This is a genomic window from Pediococcus ethanolidurans (genome assembly GCF_964062635.1).
Classification (GTDB): Bacteria; Bacillota; Bacilli; order Lactobacillales; family Lactobacillaceae; genus Pediococcus; species Pediococcus ethanolidurans.
Genome location: NZ_OZ061250.1, coordinates 1,436,161 through 1,455,781 on the forward strand (window position 1 = coordinate 1,436,161; position 19,621 = coordinate 1,455,781).

Genomic DNA, 19,621 nt, shown 5'->3' on the forward strand with positions numbered 1-19,621 from the left:
GAACAAACCATAAAAAATTAAAGTTTGTTGTAATATTCAACGATTAATGATTCGTCAATGTCAGCTTCTAATTCGTCACGTTCTGGGAGACGAGTTAATGAACCTTCTAACTTATCAGCATCAAATTGAACAAATTGAGGACGACCAACAACAGCTTCAACAGCTTCGCCAATAATCTTCAAATCTTTTGATTTTTCACGAACACTAACAACTTGGCCAACTTCAACTTCATAAGAAGGAATGTCGACACGTTTGCCATCCACAGTGATGTGACCATGATTGACAAGTTGACGTGCTTGACGGCGGGTAGTTGCTAAACCTAAACGATAAACAACGTTATCTAAACGACGTTCGAGTAAGATCATGAAGTTAACACCATGTTTACCTTCATTAATTTTACCAGCGCGTTTGAATAAGTTTGAGAATTGACGTTCAGTCAAACCGTACATCATACGCAACTTTTGTTTTTCACGAAGTTGTTGACCATATTCTGAAATGTTACGACGGTTGTTTTGACCGTGATCACCAGGTGCATATGGGCGACGTGCTAATTCTTTACCAGTACCACTTAAAGAAATACCTAAGCGGCGAGAAATTTTCCAACTTGGACCTGTATAACGAGACATAAAGTAAATCCTCCAATATTTTTGTTGGAGTAAAATAATCCGATTGCGAGTTTAGTATTCGTGCAGACTGTTTTGCAATCTTCACCTTTGCAGCCGCAAGGTTACTAATTGAACCAATTAAAGGGCACCAGTCTGTTGACGAGCTTACCACTCGCCGCTGCATTATTTTACACAATGAACAGTTTACAACAAATTAAGCATTAATGTCAACGTGCTGTAGGAAGACAGCGGCAAAAGCTTCAAGTTCTTCCTGATTTTCTTCAGTAAAACGATCAAGTGATGGTGAATCAATGTCTAAAACACCAATTTTCTGATTGTCTTTAGTGAGAGGGACGACAATTTCCGAGTTGCTTGCGCTATCACAAGCAATGTGTCCGGCAAATTCATGTACGTTTGCAATGCGTTGAACTTTTTGAGCTTTAAAGGCCGTGCCACAAACGCCGGATCCGTTAGCAATATGCATACAAGCAACATTCCCTTGAAAAGGACCAAGTACCAGTTCATCTTTAGGTTGATCGTAAAGATAAAATCCTGCCCAATTAATGTCCGTATAACTGGATTTTAAAAGAGCAGAAGCATTCGCCATATTGGCAACTAAATTAGTTTCGCCGGTTAAAAGGGCGTGTAATTGTTGGTTCATGAGTGAGAGCGTTTTTTGTGTCATAAAAAATTCCTCCAAATTGGACTAGAAATATAAAAATCACATAGTGAAACTGTAAAATCCTATGCTATAATTTAACTTGGGTCTTATTTTATATTGAACAAAACAAGAAAGCAACAAAATTCATTTAAATGAATAATGACGTAGACAAAGGATGGGATTCTCATGTTGGGTGTATTAATTGGTATAATCGTGGTAGCAATTCTTATATATGTAGGAATCGTGCTGTATCAGCGATATTTATTGAAGCAAATTACAGATCTTCAAAATAAGAAATCTGATTTGATGGATTTGCCCGTTGCGAGTGAACTTGATGAAGTTGGCAACCTAAATTTGGCGGGTTCTTCCTTAGAAGAATACCAAAATCTTCAAGATGATTACCGAAACGTCAAAAATAATAAGTTTCCTGAAATTGATGAGTTGGCTGAAAACGGGCAACAAAATGTAAATGACATGAAAATTTTTGATGCTCGTTCTGACGTTTCTGGAATTAAGGATGCAATTCAGGTAATTCAATCAGAATCAGATCGAATTCAAGCTGCATTAGATCAGATTAAACAAGAAAATGAAGATCAACAAAATGAAGTTAAGGTGTTACGTCATAAATATCAAACTTTACGTAAAACGCTATTGGCCAAAAACATGACTTATGGTCCTAGCATTGATATGTTAAATGACAGTTTAGAACGCCTTGAAAATGCATTTGAGAATTTTGCTAAAACTGTTGAAAGTGGCGATCATAAGAAAGCGGAAAGCCAGTTACAGCAATTGCAAAGCAGTACTAAGGTATTAGAGGATCAATTGGAAGCCATTCCTGAACTCTATATTCAATTAAATGAAGATTTCCCTGGTCAGTTAGATGAAATTAAGAATGGTTATACGCAATTAATTAATCATAATTACGCCTTTGTGGACGATGAAATTCCAAATGATATTGAAGATATTTCTCAAAAAATCAAAGAAAACATTGATACATTGAGTAACTTGAGACTTGATGCTGTTAAGGGCAATAATGATACCATTGCCAGCCGAATTGATAACCTTTATGATTTGATGCAAACAGAAATTGATGCCCGAACTGAGGTTGATGGTGGATTTCAAACCATTGCGGAATATATTGAACATGCTGAAAAACAAAGTCATACTTTGTTGATTGAAATTGATCGTTTGGGACAAAGTTATGTTCTGAATGGCAACGAAGATGGTCAGGCACATGATTTAGAGACAAAACTCCAAGATATTCGTAATGAACATGATCAAGATGCTGAAGCTATTACTAATCAACCAGTGGTTTATTCTGAAATTTTGCAGAGAATGCATGATGAAAATGATCAACTTGATGAAATCGAATCTAAACAAACGGCTATTAATGAAAGTATTCAAAAGTTGATTGAAGAAGAGAAAGATTCACGGCGAACCCTTCATCAGTTTGATTTAGAGATTCACGAAATCAAGCGACACATTGAAAATCTGAATTTACCAGGAATTCCAGCTAGTTACATGGATTACTTTTTTGTAGTTAGTGATGAGATTGAAAAACTTTCTTCTAATATGAACCAAGTCAAAATTGATATGAAACAAATTGATCAACAACTAGGAATGATTGATAAGGATATGCAATCCTTAGCCAAGAAAACTACAGAATTAACGGATAACGCTGCGTTAAGTGAACAAATTATTCAGTATACAAATCGTTATCGTCACAGTAATGAAACGGTAGATAACGCAAGTAAACGAGCTCAAAAGTTATTTGATGAAGATCATGATTATGCACAAAGTTTAAGTGTAATTAGTCGAGCATTAGAGAGCGTTGAACCAGGAATGGTTGATCAGTTGACGGATAGCTATCAAAAGCAAAAGAACACTCAATATTAGGTTTTAAAAGTTGTTTCAAGTAAAACAATCTGAACTGAATAATTCGGTTCGGATTGTTTTTTCTTTCAAATAAATAGAATTCTTTGTTTTTGTTTCTATTTTTGAGTATCATAGATGAAGTTCGGTAATGGCTTGTTACCTGTTAATTCGGTTGTTATAATTAATAAAGAATTTTTTGAAGAAGTAGAGGAATATATATCATGATTTATTTTGACAACAGCGCCACAACCAAAGTGGCACCAGAAGTTTTACAAACGTACCAAACGGTCAGTGAAAAGATCTGGGGTAATCCATCTAGTTTGCATAATATGGGTGAAACCGCATTTAATCTATTGGAGCAATCACGAAAACAAATTGCCGACTTGCTAAATGTGAAACCGCATGAGATATTTTTTACCAGTGGTGGAACGGAAGGCGATAATTGGGTGGTTAAGGGAACGGCTATCGAAAAAAGAGCTTTTGGAAAGCACTTGATTACAACTGCCGTTGAACATCCAGCAATTACCAACAGTATGGAGCAATTACGGCAACTAGGTTACGACATTACCTATTTACCAGTGGATAAAGAGGGACGAATTTCAGTTAAGGATCTTGAAGCGGCTATTCGACCAGACACAATCTTAGTATCTATCATGGCAGTAAACAACGAAATTGGGACGTTACAGCCAATCAAGGAAGCTGCTGAAGTACTTAAAAAGTATCCAAAAATTCATTTTCATATTGATGCAGTACAGGGAATTGGTAAAGGTATTCAATCCGCAATTTTTAATGATCGAGTTGATTTTGTGACTTTTTCTGGTCATAAGTTTCATGCACCTCGAGGAATTGGCTTTATCTATGCTCGTGAAGGCCGACGAATTGCACCGCTGATGACCGGTGGCGGTCAAGAAAAGAATCAACGTAGTGGAACTGAAAATTTACCAGCAATTGCTGGGATGGCCAAGGCTTTACGCTTACTTTTACAAAATGAACCTGCAAATGTGAAACAGCAACAAACGGTTAAAGAAACGATTTTTGATCACGTAAGTAAGTTTAAAAATGTAACAATGTTTACTCAACGAAACGACGGATTTGCACCGCACATTCTTTGTTTTGCAATCAAGGGAGTTCGTGGTGAAACAGTTGTTCATGCCTTTGAACGTTACAATATCTTTATTTCAACGACCAGCGCTTGTTCTTCCAAGAAACAAGTAGAATCAAGTACTTTAGCTGCTATGAAAACACCGGATGACATTGCAACAAGCGCCATTCGAGTAAGTTTAGATGCTGATAATACAGTTGCAGAAGCCCAAGAATTTAATAAAGTGTTTGATAAACTTTATGCAGAATTTGCCAAATTAAATTAAGACAAGGAGCTACTTATATGCAGTACACAGAGATTATGGTGCGCTATGGTGAGCTTTCTACAAAAGGAAAGAACCAGCGTGATTTTGTTAATCGGTTAGGTGGAAATATCCGTAAAAGTCTTCATGCATTTCCAAAACTTGAAGTTCATCCAAAAAGAGATCGAACCCATGTGACTTTAAATGGTGAAGATTCAAATGCCGTTATTGAACGATTAAAGCAGGTATTTGGTATACAAAACTTTTCGCCATCCCTCAAAGTTGATCGCACATTAGATGCTATTCATCAAGGGGTTTTGAAGATGATGACGGAACAATTAAAACCGGGAATGACGTTTAAGATTAATACGCGTCGTTCGGATCATCATTTTGAAATGGATACAAATGAACTTAACGAAGAGTTAGGTGGATTTGTCCTTGATAATTTTCCGAAGGCAGTTGTGAAAATGCGTAATCCAGACTTGATCCTTCGAGTTGAGGTCCGAAACAACGGTGTGTTTCTCTCAAGCGAGACGATTCAAGGTGCCGGTGGTTTACCAGTTGGTACCGCAGGAAAAGGAATGATGATGTTATCCGGTGGGATTGATTCACCAGTTGCGAGTTATCTTGGTATGAAACGTGGTGTTGATATGGAAATGGTTCACTTCTTTAGTCCGCCATACACGAGTGAACAGGCGTTGGCAAAAGCTAAAGAATTAACATCAAGATTAGCTGCGTTTGGTGGTAGTCTCCAATTTATTCAGGTTCCCTTTACTAAAATTCAAGAGGAAATTAAGGAAAAGGTTCCTGAAGGTTACTTAATGACGGTCCAACGACGGATGATGTTAAGAATTGCGGTTGCCATTGCTAAGAAACGTGGCGGTAAAGCGATTTTTAATGGTGAGTCCTTAGGGCAGGTTGCTTCTCAAACGATGGAGAGTATGGAAGCAATTAATGATGTGACTAACATGCCTATCTTACGACCAGTAATTTCTTTAGATAAAACCGAAATTATCAAACAGGCTGAACAAATTGGCACTTATGATTTGTCAATTTTACCATTTGAAGACTGTTGTACAATTTTTGCACCACCATCTCCTAAAACTCGTCCTGACACAGAACGGGCACGTTATTATGAAAAACGAATTGATGTTGAAGGTTTAATGAAAGAAGCACTCGATGGTATTGAAATTTCCGAAATTAAACCTGATCAAAATTTCTTGAACAAAAATGAAGATGTTTTTGCAGAATTACTATAAATCATCTTTTTTTCATTGATTGTTAGCTTAGAATGGGTTATGTTTAGTTTAATCTTTTGATAGATAAGTTACTGAATTTGAGGAGTGATGAATGTGGATGTTTTAAATGGCGGAGAAAAAGTTTCCCTTGTTGGTAATCCTCCTGAAGTAGGAGAACAGTTACCAAAGTTCAAATTGTTTAATGCTGAGAACCAAAAAATTAAGACGAGAGATTTAATTGGAAAACCGACTTTAATTAGTACTGTTCCGGATTTAAATACACGAGTCTGCAAACTCGAAACTAAAAAGTTTAATCAGCAAGCAGATCATTATCCATCCGTTCGTTTTGTGACCGTTTCTAATAATACCATTACTGAACAAAAAGCTTGGTGTGCAGCCGAGGGTGTTGCTAATCTTGAGGTGCTTTCAGACGAAGAATTATCATTAGGTTATGAGATGAATCTTTATATTCCAAACGATGGTTTTTTGGCACGAACGATCTTTATTATCGATGCTGAAGGGAAGATTGTCTATCGTCAAATCGTGCCAGAAATTCATGATGAACCTAACTATTTAGAGGCTCTTGATGTCATTAAAAAATATGCAACTGAAGTTGACTAATCTTTGATTGTTGGCTAAAATGCTTATACAGGCTTTGAACAAAAGGGAAACGTCTTAACAAAGAGAGAAAACAGATGCTGAAAGTTTTCATGAGATGTTTGGTAGTTTGTGAGCTGTTATTCCGAACCAATAGTAAGAATAACCGGAGATTTGTAATTCCGTTAAAAAAGAAGTAAGTGGGGCTAAACGCCCAAATTAGGTGGTACCGCGAAGCATATTCGTCCTTTTGAAGGATGCGTATGCTTTTTTTGTATAGAAAGGAAAAATAGATGACAGAAAAAAAAGAAATGTCAACAAAATATGATCCCCGTGCAGTTGAACAGGGACGTTATCAGCAATGGTTAGATCAGGGCCTTTTTAAACCAAGTGGCGATAAAAAAGCCAAACCGTATTCAATCGTTATTCCACCGCCAAATGTAACTGGAAAATTACATTTAGGCCATGCTTGGGATACAACGCTTCAAGATATGTTAATTCGTCAAAAACGAATGCAAGGTTATGACACATTATGGTTACCTGGAATGGACCATGCTGGTATTGCAACTCAAGCAAAAGTTGAAGCTAAATTGCGTGAACAAGGGATTAGTCGCTATGATTTAGGCCGTGAGAAATTTGTTAAACAAGTTTGGGAATGGAAAGATGAGTATGCTGATGTCATTCACAAACAGTGGGCTAAACTTGGTTTATCATTGGATTATGCGAGAGAACGGTTTACGCTTGATGACGGGCTTTCAAAAGCGGTTAAAAAAGTTTTTGTGACTTTATATAACAAAGGTTTAATTTATCGTGGAGAATACATTATTAATTGGGATCCACAAGCAAGAACGGCACTTTCAGATATTGAAGTTATTCATAAAGATGATAAGGGTGCTTTTTATCATGTAAAATATCCATTTGTAAATGCAGAAGATACATTTAATGGCAAACATTATATTGAAATTGCGACTACTCGACCAGAAACGATGATGGGAGACACAGCAGTTGCGGTCAATCCAAGTGATGAGCGTTATAAGGAATTAGTAGGTAAAGAGGTCATTTTACCATTACAAGGCCGCCATATTCCGATCATTTCTGATCAGTATGTTGATCCTGATTTTGGGACTGGAATGGTAAAAATTACACCTGCTCATGATCCTAATGATTTCAATGTGGGTAATCGGCATAACTTGGAACGAATCAATACCATGAATGAAGATGCCACTATGAATGAAAATGCCGGCAAGTATGAAGGCATGGATCGGTTTGCAGCCCGCAAGGCAATGGTTAAAGATTTACAGGATCAGGATTATTTAATTTCGATTGATCCGATTGTGCATAGTGTTGGTCATTCAGAAAGAACCGGTGTTCAAGTAGAGGCGCGGTTATCTACCCAATGGTTTGTTAAAATGAAAGATCTTGCTCAATTAGCACTTGAAAATCAGAAATCCGATCAAAAGGTTAATTTTATTCCTGAACGGTTTGAACATACCTTTACACAATGGATGGAAAACGCTCATGACTGGGTAATTTCGCGTCAGCTTTGGTGGGGACATCAAATTCCTGCTTGGTACAACAAACAAACAGGTGAGACATATGTTGGTGAAACAGCTCCGAAGGATATTGAAAATTGGGAACAAGATTCAGACGTTTTAGATACATGGTTCTCTAGTGCTTTATGGCCATTTTCAACAATGGGTTGGCCCGATGAAGATGCACCTGATTTTAAACGCTATTTTCCAACTAGCACTTTGGTAACTGGCTATGATATTATCTTTTTCTGGGTTTCACGAATGATTTTTCAAAGTCTTGAATTTACTGGCAAGCCACCGTTTAAAGATGTGTTATTGCATGGCTTAATTCGTGATGAGCAGGGCCGTAAAATGAGCAAGTCCTTGGGAAATGGTATTGATCCAATGGATGTTATCGATAAGTACGGTGCCGATGCATTACGGTGGTTCTTATCACAGGGATCAACTGCTGGTCAGGATATTCGCTTTAGTTATACTAAAATGGACGCTGCGTGGAATTTTATTAATAAAATTTGGAATGCCAGTCGTTACGTAATTATGAATCTTGGCGAAATGACAGAACCCGTTTTACCAGACAAAAGTGAGTGGAACTTAACTGATAAATGGATTTTGAGTCGTTTAAATGAAACGGTTCACCAGGTCACACATTTCTTTGATACTTATGATTTTGGTGAGGCTGGTCGAGCACTTTATACCTTCATTTGGGATGATTTTTGTGATTGGTATATTGAAATGAGTAAGGAAATTTTGACTGGTAATGATGAACAGGCTAAAGCAAATACCCGCAATATTTTAGCCTATGTTTTGGATCAAACCTTACGTTTGCTTCAGCCAATTATGCCATTTGTTACTGAAGAGCTTTGGCAAGCGATGCCTCATGAAGGAACTTCGATTGTTACGGCTGCTTATCCTGTAGAGCACGAAAATTTGGCTGACAAACAAGCTGAAAATGAAATGACACACTTAATTGACTTAATTAAGGCTGTTCGTAATATTCGTGCGGATGCAAATGCACCAATGTCCAGTTCGGTAGACTTACTTATTAAAACAGATAATGCAGAACTAAAAGCATTGTTTGAAACTAATCAAGATTATATCGATCGTTTTTGTCATCCGGCTAAATTTGAAGTGGGAGCAAACATTGCAATACCTAAGTTAGCCATGTCAGCGGTAATAACTGATGCTGAAGTATACATTCCCTTAGCAGAACTAGTTGATCTTAAGGATGAAGCTAACCGGCTTCAAAAAAAAGTTGATAAGTATACAAGTGAAGTTAATCGTTCAATTAAAAAATTAGGTAACGAACGGTTTGTGGCTAATGCCCCTGCGGCAGTTGTTGAAAGCGAACGACAAAAGCAAGCAGATTATGAAACTAAATTAACTGCAACAAAACAAAGACTTGAATCAATAAAAGATGCACAATAATTTTATGAGAAGGGACTAAATTAAACGATTCGTTTGTTTAGTCTTTTTTTCAATTTGAGGAGGATGAAATTTTGACGGAAGTTAAGACTTATGAGGAAGCCGTTGCTTTTATTCACGGACGAACTAAATTTAAAAAAATCCCAACATTAGCACGCATGCGGAAATTCATGGCGGCACTTGATAATCCGCAAGATAAAATTAAAGCAATTCACATTGCTGGCACAAATGGTAAGGGATCAACACTGACGTTTTTGCGCAGTATGCTACAGGAAACTGGATATAAAGTCGGGACCTTCACGTCACCATTTTTAACCCGTTTTAACGAACGAATTAGTGTAGATGGTAAACCAATTTCGGATGCGGAAATTCTTAGACTGGTGCAAAAACTGTTACCGATAATTGATGAGTTGGATGAAACCTTGCCTGAAGGAGGACCAACCGAGTTTGAAATCATTACGGCGATGATGTTTAGTTATTTTGCTGAAGGGCATGCAGATGTTGTACTGGTCGAAGTTGGGATTGGTGGTCTTTACGATTCTACAAACGTCGTGCTACCAAGTGTTTCTGTGATCGTTAATATCGGCTTTGATCATATGAAACTATTAGGGAATACTTTGGCTGCGATTGCGAGCCAAAAGGCAGGAATCATTAAACAAAATGTGCCAACAGTTGTTGGTCAAGTTGATGATGAAGCCTTAAATGTTATTATTAAAACCGCCAAACAAAAGCAAAGTCATTATTTCTGTTTTGATTCTGCGTATCAGGTAAGTAATCGTCGTTATCAAGATTTATGGACGCAAAAGTTTGATTTTTCAACTGAAAACTTTCAATTTAAAGATTTAAGAATTTCCATGCTAGGTAATTATCAAATTAATAATGCTAGTACAGCACTTCAAGCTTATCTAATCTTTTTGAATCTACAAAAAGTTCCGGTTATTGAAAAAAATGTCAAAAACGGATTGGCAAAAGCGTTTTGGGCAGGTCGCTTCGAAAAAGTAAGTGAACAACCGCTTGTGGTTTTGGATGGTGCTCACAATGAACCAGCTATGGAAGAAATTAGTGAATTACTGAAAACCCACTTTAAACAATTTGATATTTATATTGTGCTTGCGATATTGGAGGATAAACAATATCATAAAATGATTCAAACATTGGGAAAATTAACTAATGTGCATATTATTGCGACAACGTTTGCGGGTCCTGGAAAAAGACAGTCGGCCAATTTATCGGAGCTAACAACGAGCACTAAGACGGCTAATCCAATTCAAACTGAAGAAAATTGGCAATTGGCGATTGCTAAAGCAAGTCAATTGATGTCTAGTGAAGACTTGCTTTTAATTACAGGGTCATTGTATTTTATTTCAGATGTGCGTAAGTTGTTCGTGGAATAACTTAAGTCCTGCGTATGTTTTTCTTTAGAGGAGTGAATCTAATGAAAAACAAGACACCAGTTAAGCAAATCAAAACGGCACGCAGGCCATTTGACGAAATGGCACAGTATACTAATGAGGAATTATTGCAAATTTTTTTAAGTGAAGAACTTTCAAGTGCTAATCAGAAAAAAATGATTGAAAACTTTTGGCGGTTAGTTCCAGATATATCTTTATTTGCGTTATTATATAATTCTGAAAAAAGACAAATCTTTTCTGACTATCCGCATTTGAATCGGCAGTTTTTGGCGTGTTTAGAATTGGGAAGACGAGTAGAGTTGGCACCGCATAAAATTGTCGGTGAAATATTTGGCAGTCGCCAAATTGGGGAGCATTTAATTCATATTCAAAAAAGCTATCGTCAGGAAAGATTGACGCTACTTTGTTTAAATACAAAAAATAAAATTATTTTTCAAAAAATGATTTTTAAAGGTGGGTTAAATTCTGCTACTGTTCATCCACGAGAAATATTCTTTGAAGCACTGAGAGTCAGTGCCAATAAAATTATGGTGACTCATAATCATCCAAGTGGGGATGTAAGTCCTTCACAACAAGACATTCAATTTACTAAACGGTTGAAAGAGTGTGGTATTTTAATGGGTATTGAGCTGTTAGATCATATCATTACAGGAACTGAAGCTTATTATAGTTTTGCGGAACAACACCTAATTTAATTAACTAAAGGTTGGAAGTATCAAAATCACTTTAATAACTGCTGTTAAACGACTTAGGCTTCAAAAAATAGTTTAACTGCCGTCCTGCGGCTCACTTGGTCTGGAACGGGGTGCGAGTTCTTGCGGCTGATTTTTGCCACAAGAATCGACATCGTATGAAACATTAAAGTTTTCGGAACGAAAACTAATCCTTATGTGTAACCGTGGGCACGATTTGAAGTCAAGAAGTACACTTGTCTTCAAACTCGGCCTTATTCTAAGTAATAAATTACTAAGAATAATTTCACCCCTGAGACCAATCGCCTCCGGACTAAGAACGTTTGATGCTTCAATAATGCTCACAACACTGATATCATAACTTTTATATCGATTGTAGATCGCAAGGATTAGACTTAGTCTGGAAGCAAATGGGCTCAGTAGTGACATTTATCTTAGCGGGTTTCGCTTAGATAAAGGCCGAGCTTAGAGACGTGGTTTTCGGCTCTAAGTCGTGCCCACTACGTTCCAGCCCAAATTTGCTGGGAGACGGCATTTAAATCTAATTTTGTTACCATGAACACTTTTGTGTCAGGTAATTAGATACATTTCTGTGCTTTCAACCTTTAGTTATAATTAAATATTAAGGTGCGGTAAATGAAGGCAAACAAGCATGTAATGGCAATTTTTTCTGTGGTATAATACAGACTGTGTCTGAGCGATTATAATTATAATCGCGATATAAATAATTTCCGGAGGGTCTACCATGCAAAAGTTTTTTTCGAATCGAAAGTTAGTGATCGCTGTAATCTGTGTGATTATTGCGGTTGGTTTAGTGACCCTATCGGTAACAAGTCGTAAAAAGTCGACAACACCAATGTTACAAAAAGTTGGTAACGATGCTGTCGGTGTGGTTGATCGTGTGGTGGCTTATCCTATGAATGCGATTCGAAATACTTCACAGGCCTTAAATTCGATCATTAATACGTATCAAGAAAATGAACGATTAAAGGGGAAAATTGATCAGTTAGAAGCAGTTCGCTCACGGGATCAAGCCTTAAGTCAAGAAAATAAACAGTTAAAACGACAAGTTAGTTTGAAGAAGAGCATGACAGATTATAACTTAGTTACGGCAACTGTTATTTCACGGGCACCTTCATCATGGCAAAATATTGTGGTAATTAATAAAGGAACCGCTTCTGGAATCAAGAAAAACGAATCTGTTGTCGCTGGTCAGGGACTCATTGGGAGAGTTATTGAAGCTAGTTATACAACCAGTAAGGTTGAATTGATCAGTGATAGTAGTGATTCTGCAAATCGTTTTGCAATTCAGGTTCAAGATGAATCAGGCAATACCATTAATGGTATTGTTACAAGTTTTGATCGTGCCAATAATGAAATTGTTATGGGACAAGTGACTTCAAAGGCAAAAGTACAAAAGAATGCATTGGTTACCACATCTGGTCTTGGTGGTGTGACGCCAAAGGGATTATATGTTGGTAAAGTTGTGGCTACGAAAGAGGATTCAAGTGGTTTGGCCACTGAGGTCTATATCAAACCAGCTGCAGATATGAGCAGTATTAATGTTGTCTCAGTTGCAGAGCTGAAATAGTCGATTGGGGTGAATTATATTATGCTACAAAGTGCTAAATTAAAGTATATTTTCCCAATTGGATTTTTCTTGGCTTTATTTTTAGATGGTTCAATTAATCTGATTTTTTCTGGATCTTTATTTGCTTATCCATATTCGATGGTAAGCAATTTAACATTTTTATGGATGATTTTAGCTATTTTCTTTGAAGGTGAAACTAAATTACCAATTGCAACGTGGGCAGCTGGCATTGGTCTCGTATTTGATTGGTATTATACGGGTGTATTTGGTGTTAATATGTTTATTTTGCCAGTTATTGTGATCATTGTGCAATGGATAAAAGTTTTTTATAAACCGACCTTTTTATCAATTTTATTAACTTTTTTCTTTGCTTTAATTCTTTATGAAAGTGCTTTTTATATTGTGTTTGAGATGGTTCATTATACGAGTATTACTTCTTCGGCATTTATCGCTTATAACTTGGCACCAACACTAGCACTAAATTTATGTTTCTTTGTTATTCTATATTTACCAGTCAAAAGTCTTTTTCGCCATACGCGAGGGGCTAATTTTAGAAGTATTGACTAAAACCACTTGACGTTCATTTCGAAGTGAGCTATATTCAATACAATATTTAAAAACAATGAACGGAAGAGTAAAGCTAAGAATCAGTTAAGAGAGTTTTAAATGGTGAGATTAAGGCCTGTACTTAGTTTGAAACACATCTGCGAGTTTACTTCTTGAGAAAGTTAGAGAAGTACGGGTGATCGTTATCTCATAGAGTTGTATTTTATAACTTGTTGAGCTGATAATTGTGAGATTATCAGAAACATGAGGTGGAACCACGTTGATGCGTCCTCTTGGGTGTTTTTACCCAAGAGGTTTTTTTGTGTCAAAAGGTTCTATGCTATGCACTATAAGAACAACTCACTGAGGTAATTGTTGTGAAGCAATTACGAACAGGGGTGGAACCACGCTTACTCGTCCTCTTGAATTATTTGTTAATTCAAGAGGATTTTTTTATTATTGGAGGGATGAACATGTTGTCATTGCATTATATATCACAGATTTTGCCATCATTATTAGCCGGTACAACAATGACGTTAAAGATCTTTTGCTGGACGTTGATTGGTGCGTTACCGTTAGGAATGATTTTTGGATTGGGTTTAGTATCTAACATTAAATTGGTCAAATATTTTTTGAATTTTTATGTTTGGTTAATGCGAGGCACACCACTACTACTACAATTGATATTTGTTTTTTATGGATTACCAATTGTTGGAATCGTTTTTCAAAGGTATGACGCCGCACTGTTTGCGTTTATTTTGAATTATTCAGCATATTTTGCTGAAATCTTTCGTGGTGGCCTCCAGTCAGTTGACCGGGGACAGTATGAGGCCGCAAAGGTACTACGACTTTCATATTGGCAAACAATTCGTAAAATTGTGATTCCGCAGGTTGCAAAAATTGTATTGCCTTCAATTGGCAATGAAGTTATTAATTTAGTGAAGGATTCGTCATTAGTTTATGTAATTGGAATTGGCGATTTGTTACGAGCCGGAAATGTAGCTTCTGCAAGGGATGTTACTTTGATTCCACTGCTTTTAGTTGGTGTGATTTACCTATTATTAACGGCGGTTTGTACTTATGTATTACGACGAGTTGAAAAACACTATGCTTATTGGCGCTAGGAGGTAAAAGCAATGTTGAAAATAAATAATTTAACTAAAAAGTTTAATGAACGGATAATTATTGATAATCTCTCATTTGAAGTGGAAAATAGTGAGATTTTAACAATTGTTGGGCCTTCAGGAGCTGGAAAAACAACCCTTCTTCGCTGTATTAGTGGTTTAGAGTCATTTGACTCAGGTGAATTTTACTTGGACGGTAAAAAGTTTAATCCCTATGAAGATACTGGTAGTGAAAGTGTAATTGGGGTTGTTTTTCAGGATTATCAGCTTTTCCCTAATCTAACGGTTTTAGATAACGTGACGTTAGCACCCCAAATGGTTTTGAAACAAAGCGCAACTGAGGCCAAACAAAGTGCATTGAAACGCTTAAGTCGATTGCAGTTGGATGGAAAAGAAAACTTGTATCCTTATCAACTATCAGGTGGTCAAAAACAACGAGTTGCCATTGCACGTGCTTTAGCTATGCAACCCAAGATTCTTTGTTATGATGAACCGACTTCCGCACTTGATCCAGAGCTACGCGGGGAAGTAAGTCGAATTATTAAAGGACTAAAACAAGATGGAATGACACAGATTGTCGTTACCCATGATATGGATTTTGCTAATGATGTTGCGGACAAACAACTTCATGTTGTACCGGTTAAGTAAGCCAGGGAGGTATGAACAATGAAAAAAAGGTTGAAACTAGTTTGGCTTGCATTGGCGGTGTGTTTACTGATTCTTCCCAGTTTGAGCGGTTGTGAAAGCGAAACTAAAGTGGCAAACACGACTGACTATTGGCAAACAATCAAAAAACGAGGCAAAGTTGTTGTGGGGTTGGATGATAGCTTTGTTCCTATGGGATTTCGAAAAAAGAATGGTGAATTAACTGGTTATGATATCGATCTTGCACGAGCTGTATTTAAGCTATATGGAATAAAGGTTGATTTTCAAAGTATTGATTGGTCAATGAACACAACAGAATTACGTAATCGAACAATTGATTTAATTTGGAATGGTTTTACAGTGACACCAGAACGAAAAAAAGTGGTTACTTTTAGTCATACGTACTTGGCAAATGAACAGGTACTAGTAAGCAAAAAGTCTCAAAATATTACTAGTTTTGAAAAAATGGCCGGTAAAACATTAGGTGTTCAAAGCGGTTCATCTGGGGCTCAAGATGTGGATAATCAACCTAATTTATTAAAAAACAAAATTAAAGATAAGACCCCAGTTCTATATGATTCTTTCAATGACGCTTTTATTGACTTAAATGCGAACCGTATTCAAGGTTTGTTAATTGATAGCGTCTATGCTGGATATTATATTAAACACGAGAGTGATCCTGAATCTTATCGAGAACTTCAGGGTTCTTTTCCAAAGGAACAGTTTGCTGTTGGAATGCGAAAGGGTGATAAAACGCTCCAAAAGAAAATTAATCATGGCCTATATGTTCTATATAAAAACGGAACTTTGAAAAAAATTAACGAAAAGTGGTTTGGAAATACGGCTAAAGTTGTGGCACAACCAAAAAGTTAATTTTTCTGAAATAATATTGATTTGCATTGAAAAGATAGAAACGCTATTCTAATGTGGATTGGTATTATTTTTTATTTATCAAAATACGTTAAATAATGGGGTTATTTCGTGCAAATTCAGATTAAATCGGGAATTACTTTGACAGTTATTCCGGTATCACAATTTAAAAACACACAAGTTTCAGTTCACTTTTTGGAACATGCAACAAAAAAAGCCACCAGTTATCGTTCACTGTTGGCCAATATTTTAGAAACAAGTTCACAAAAGTATGAAAATCAAATTTTGGTTTCACAGGAATTGTCACGGCTATACGGGGCTGGTTTTGGTACCAGTGTCATGCGTAAACAAACTGTTCATGATCTGGCATTTTCGCTTTCATTGCCTAATGATCATTTTTTAGAAAAATCGGACCGCTTATTAGATCATGGGCTAGATTTTTTAGCGGAAATGATTTTTCATCCACTTATTAAAAATAGTTTATTTCATGAGCAGACTTTTCAGCGCCAACAAACTAATTTAGTAGCATATATCAATGCTTTAAAAGATGATAAACAGTCGTATGCGGCTTTGCAGCTACAACAGTTGTATTTTGGAAAAGATGAAATTCAGAGTACGCCGACATTTGGTGAAGCCGACCAAATTGCTCAAATTACTAATCAGGATTTATTTGATTATTACAAAAAAGTTTTAGCTCATGATCGTGTTGAAATTTTTGTGGTTGGGGATGTGAATGCCACTCAAATTCAGACTATTGTGCAGAAGTGGCCTTTGAGTGAACGTTTTGATGATAACACTGATATTAGTTCATTAAGTTATCCAGAAAAACAAATACGCCAAAAAACAGAAGTCCAGTCAATTGTACAGTCTAAACTAGATTTAGCTTATCAGTTTCCCACCAATTTCCGCGACTCTGTTTACTATGCCGGTATTGTTTTTAATGCACTCTTTGGTGGCTCACCACTTTCTAAGTTGTTCCTAAATGTTCGTGAGAAAGCAAGTTTAGCTTATTATGCCACAAGTAATGTGGATGTTTTTAATGGGTTGATGATTGTTCAAACGGGTATTAATGCAGCTGACAAGGAACAAGTACTAGCAATTGTGGCGCAACAGTTAAAGGATATTCAAGCGGGAGACTTTTCTGAGGATCATTTAGCACAAATAAAAACGGGTCTTACTTCAAACTATATTGCTTCACTTGATGCCGAACGTTCATACACTAGTCGAGCCTTAACCAACAGATTAGTTGACAGTCAGACAAGCACAAAAGAGTGGATAGCTGCTATTCAAAAAGTTTCGCGTTCTGAAATTATGTCGGTTGCTAAACAGGTTCACTTGACGACAAGTTATTTCTTGAGTTCGGAGGTAAAAGAACATGCATAAGCGGGTGTATAAACAATTTAATGAAACACTGTATTCAGAAACCTTAACGAACGGACTGCGAGTTAATATTCTACCAAAAAAAGGATTTCATAAAACTTATAGCACCTTTTCAACCAATTTTGGTTCGATAGATCGAACGTTTATTCCACTGGGACAAAGTGATTATGTGACCCAACCGGCAGGTATTGCTCATTTTCTGGAGCATAAGATGTTTGATAAAAAAGGTTACGATGCGTTTGATTTATTTGGTAAATATGGGGCAGATTCTAATGCGTTTACCAGTTTTACCAAAACTAGTTATTTATTCTCGGCAACTCAAAACATTCATGAAAACTTGGATATTTTACTGAATTTTGTTCAAGAACCTTATTTTACGAAAGAATCTGTAGCAAAAGAAAAGGGAATCATTGGACAGGAAATTCAAATGTATGATGATGATCCTGATTGGAAACTCTACATGGGTATCTTAGGTAATCTGTACCCGCATCATCCGGTGCATCTTGACATTGCGGGAACGGTTGCTTCAATTGCTGAAATCACAGTTGACGATTTATACACTGCTTATCAAACTTTCTATCATCCGGCTAATATGGATCTTTTTGTAGTCGGTAATATTGATCCAGAAGAAACTTTGACTTGGATTAAAGAAAATCAAGCCAAAAAGAGTTTTATGACTTTTGAAGAACCAAAAGTTAAACTAGGAACACGCGAAACAGGCAATGAAGACATTACTAAACAAAAAATAGTTGAAATGGCAGTAAATCGACCAAAAAGTGTTATTGGACTGAAGGGACTTGATGTAGTTCCGATTGGGGTTGCTGGATTATCCTATCGATTGAAAGCAAATTTACTACTTTATTTATTGTTTGGCGAATCATCTGAGCAATATCTTAAACTTTATGATCAGGGAATTATTGACGATACTTTTTCATATGAGTTTGATATGGAACGCTCTTTTCATTATATAAGTTTTAGTGGTGATACGGATAAACCGACGGAATTTATCGAAGCTATTCGAACCATTTTACAACAAGCGGACCAACTGTTACCACAGTTAGAATCTCAATTTGAACTTGCTAAAAAAGAAATGTTGGGACGTTTGCTACAAAGAATGGATTCAATTGAAGCCATTGCAAATAGTTATGAAGGTCGTCAATTTGGTTACACGACTGTGTTTGATCAAACCGCAATTTACGAAAATATGACGTTAGGTGATTTGACTTTGCTTGCACCTAAATTATTTAATTTAGATGGCTTTAGTACATTTCAAATTCAACCAATGAAAGGACAAAAAGCATGAAGCATGCGCTAATTCTTGGAGCATCAGGTGATATTGGAAATAGCATTGCTAAGCAACTGGCGGCACAGGGATGGTCGTTATACCTGCACTATAATCAAAATGAATTAGCAGTCACTCAACTAGTTAAGAAGTTCACTAAATTATATCCACATCAAGAATTCTTGAGTGTGTCGTTTGATATGCAAAAAAGAGAAAACTTAGCTACTTTTTTGCAGTCTATTTTTGCAGTAGACGCGCTTATTTTTGCACAAGGAACAACTGATTATCATTTATTAACTGAAACATCTTTCGATGAACTTCAAAAAATGTGGATGATGCAAGTTGTAGTACCCATTGAAATGATAAAAGCCTTACAACCTAAATTGGCACGTTCAAAGGCTGGTCGAATTATCTTTATTGGCTCCGTTTATGGGGCGGTTGGTAGTGCAATGGAGGTTGATTACAGTACAATAAAGGGGGCTCAAAGTGCCTTTGTTAATGCATATGCTAAGGAAATTGGTACATTAGGAATCACAGTTAATGTGATTGCTCCTGGAGCAGTGAATACACAAATGAATCGAATTTTTTCCACTGACGAGCATCAAAAAATTGCCGCAGATATTCCAGTTGGCCGTTTTGCTAAACCGGATGAGATTGCATATTGGGTAGTTCAGTTAACAAATGAACAGGCTGGTTACATGACGGGACAAACTATTTATGTTGATGGTGGTTGGCTAAAATAATTACGTGCCGGAAAACAGTGTTGAATATGCTATACTAGTAGCGGACTAATTTAATAGTGGGTG

General features: G+C 36.6%; 17 protein-coding genes and 2 other annotated features. Of the genes, 15 read left to right on the forward strand and 2 right to left on the reverse strand.

The window, feature by feature from the left end:
- Positions 1-17 precede the first annotated feature (17 nt).
- Entirely contained in the window at positions 18-626 is a 609-nt protein-coding gene (gene rpsD, locus AB3219_RS07120) for a 30S ribosomal protein S4 (RefSeq protein WP_057784710.1), read from the reverse strand.
- 193 nt (positions 627-819) lie between these two features.
- Positions 820-1,290, reverse strand: a complete 471-nt coding sequence (locus AB3219_RS07125; RefSeq protein ID WP_216753419.1) for a GAF domain-containing protein — start codon at positions 1,288-1,290, stop codon at positions 820-822.
- A gap of 162 nt (positions 1,291-1,452) precedes the next feature.
- Between AB3219_RS07125 and ezrA the strand changes: the two genes are divergently transcribed.
- The 15 genes from ezrA to AB3219_RS07200 all read left to right on the forward strand — a co-directional run bounded on the left by ezrA (position 1,453) and on the right by AB3219_RS07200 (position 19,558).
- Positions 1,453-3,162 (forward strand): septation ring formation regulator EzrA, encoded by a 1,710-nt coding sequence (gene ezrA, locus AB3219_RS07130; protein ID WP_216753420.1) that lies wholly within the window; start codon positions 1,453-1,455, stop codon positions 3,160-3,162.
- A 200-nt stretch (positions 3,163-3,362) separates the two neighbouring features.
- Positions 3,363-4,508, forward strand: a complete 1,146-nt coding sequence (locus AB3219_RS07135; protein WP_216753421.1) for a cysteine desulfurase family protein — start codon at positions 3,363-3,365, stop codon at positions 4,506-4,508.
- A 17-nt stretch (positions 4,509-4,525) separates the two neighbouring features.
- Positions 4,526-5,743: a tRNA uracil 4-sulfurtransferase ThiI gene (thiI, locus tag AB3219_RS07140; RefSeq protein WP_057807813.1), complete on the forward strand. Its 1,218-nt coding sequence runs from the start codon at positions 4,526-4,528 to the stop codon at positions 5,741-5,743.
- A gap of 93 nt (positions 5,744-5,836) precedes the next feature.
- Positions 5,837-6,343, forward strand: a complete 507-nt coding sequence (locus AB3219_RS07145) for a peroxiredoxin (protein ID WP_057807815.1) — start codon at positions 5,837-5,839, stop codon at positions 6,341-6,343.
- 25 nt (positions 6,344-6,368) lie between these two features.
- Positions 6,369-6,572, forward strand: a binding site (T-box leader).
- 40 nt (positions 6,573-6,612) lie between these two features.
- The gene (locus tag AB3219_RS07150) at positions 6,613-9,276 is read left to right on the forward strand and encodes a valine--tRNA ligase (protein WP_216753424.1); all 2,664 of its coding nucleotides are present in this window, start codon (positions 6,613-6,615) and stop codon (positions 9,274-9,276) included.
- 71 nt (positions 9,277-9,347) lie between these two features.
- Positions 9,348-10,667 (forward strand): folylpolyglutamate synthase/dihydrofolate synthase family protein, encoded by a 1,320-nt coding sequence (locus AB3219_RS07155; protein ID WP_253953492.1) that lies wholly within the window; start codon positions 9,348-9,350, stop codon positions 10,665-10,667.
- Positions 10,668-10,708: 41 nt separating this feature from the next.
- A complete protein-coding gene (radC, locus tag AB3219_RS07160) occupies positions 10,709-11,380 on the forward strand; it encodes a DNA repair protein RadC (protein ID WP_057807821.1) in 672 nt (223 codons plus the stop codon).
- Positions 11,381-12,122: 742 nt separating this feature from the next.
- On the forward strand, positions 12,123-12,968 hold the full coding sequence (gene mreC, locus AB3219_RS07165; protein ID WP_216753426.1) for a rod shape-determining protein MreC: 846 nt from the start codon (positions 12,123-12,125) through the stop codon (positions 12,966-12,968).
- A 21-nt stretch (positions 12,969-12,989) separates the two neighbouring features.
- Positions 12,990-13,535: a rod shape-determining protein MreD gene (mreD, locus tag AB3219_RS07170; protein ID WP_057807049.1), complete on the forward strand. Its 546-nt coding sequence runs from the start codon at positions 12,990-12,992 to the stop codon at positions 13,533-13,535.
- Positions 13,536-13,581: 46 nt separating this feature from the next.
- Positions 13,582-13,810, forward strand: a binding site (T-box leader).
- A 186-nt stretch (positions 13,811-13,996) separates the two neighbouring features.
- Positions 13,997-14,638, forward strand: a complete 642-nt coding sequence (locus AB3219_RS07175) for an amino acid ABC transporter permease (protein WP_216753458.1) — start codon at positions 13,997-13,999, stop codon at positions 14,636-14,638.
- 12 nt (positions 14,639-14,650) lie between these two features.
- The gene (locus tag AB3219_RS07180; RefSeq protein ID WP_216753428.1) at positions 14,651-15,286 is read left to right on the forward strand and encodes an amino acid ABC transporter ATP-binding protein; all 636 of its coding nucleotides are present in this window, start codon (positions 14,651-14,653) and stop codon (positions 15,284-15,286) included.
- An 18-nt stretch (positions 15,287-15,304) separates the two neighbouring features.
- Complete coding sequence (locus tag AB3219_RS07185) at positions 15,305-16,156, forward strand: amino acid ABC transporter substrate-binding protein (RefSeq protein WP_216753430.1); 852 nt, start codon at positions 15,305-15,307, stop codon at positions 16,154-16,156.
- A 108-nt stretch (positions 16,157-16,264) separates the two neighbouring features.
- The gene (locus tag AB3219_RS07190) at positions 16,265-17,536 is read left to right on the forward strand and encodes an EF-P 5-aminopentanol modification-associated protein YfmF (RefSeq protein WP_216753432.1); all 1,272 of its coding nucleotides are present in this window, start codon (positions 16,265-16,267) and stop codon (positions 17,534-17,536) included.
- Positions 17,529-18,836 carry an EF-P 5-aminopentanol modification-associated protein YfmH gene (locus tag AB3219_RS07195; RefSeq protein WP_216753433.1) on the forward strand — a complete coding sequence of 436 codons (1,308 nt, stop codon included), beginning with the start codon at positions 17,529-17,531 and terminating at the stop codon, positions 18,834-18,836. Before AB3219_RS07190 ends, AB3219_RS07195 begins: the two co-directional genes overlap by 8 nt.
- Positions 18,833-19,558 carry an elongation factor P 5-aminopentanone reductase gene (locus tag AB3219_RS07200; RefSeq protein WP_216753434.1) on the forward strand — a complete coding sequence of 242 codons (726 nt, stop codon included), beginning with the start codon at positions 18,833-18,835 and terminating at the stop codon, positions 19,556-19,558. The genes AB3219_RS07195 and AB3219_RS07200 overlap by 4 nt, the downstream gene beginning before the upstream one ends.
- Positions 19,559-19,621 lie beyond the last annotated feature (63 nt).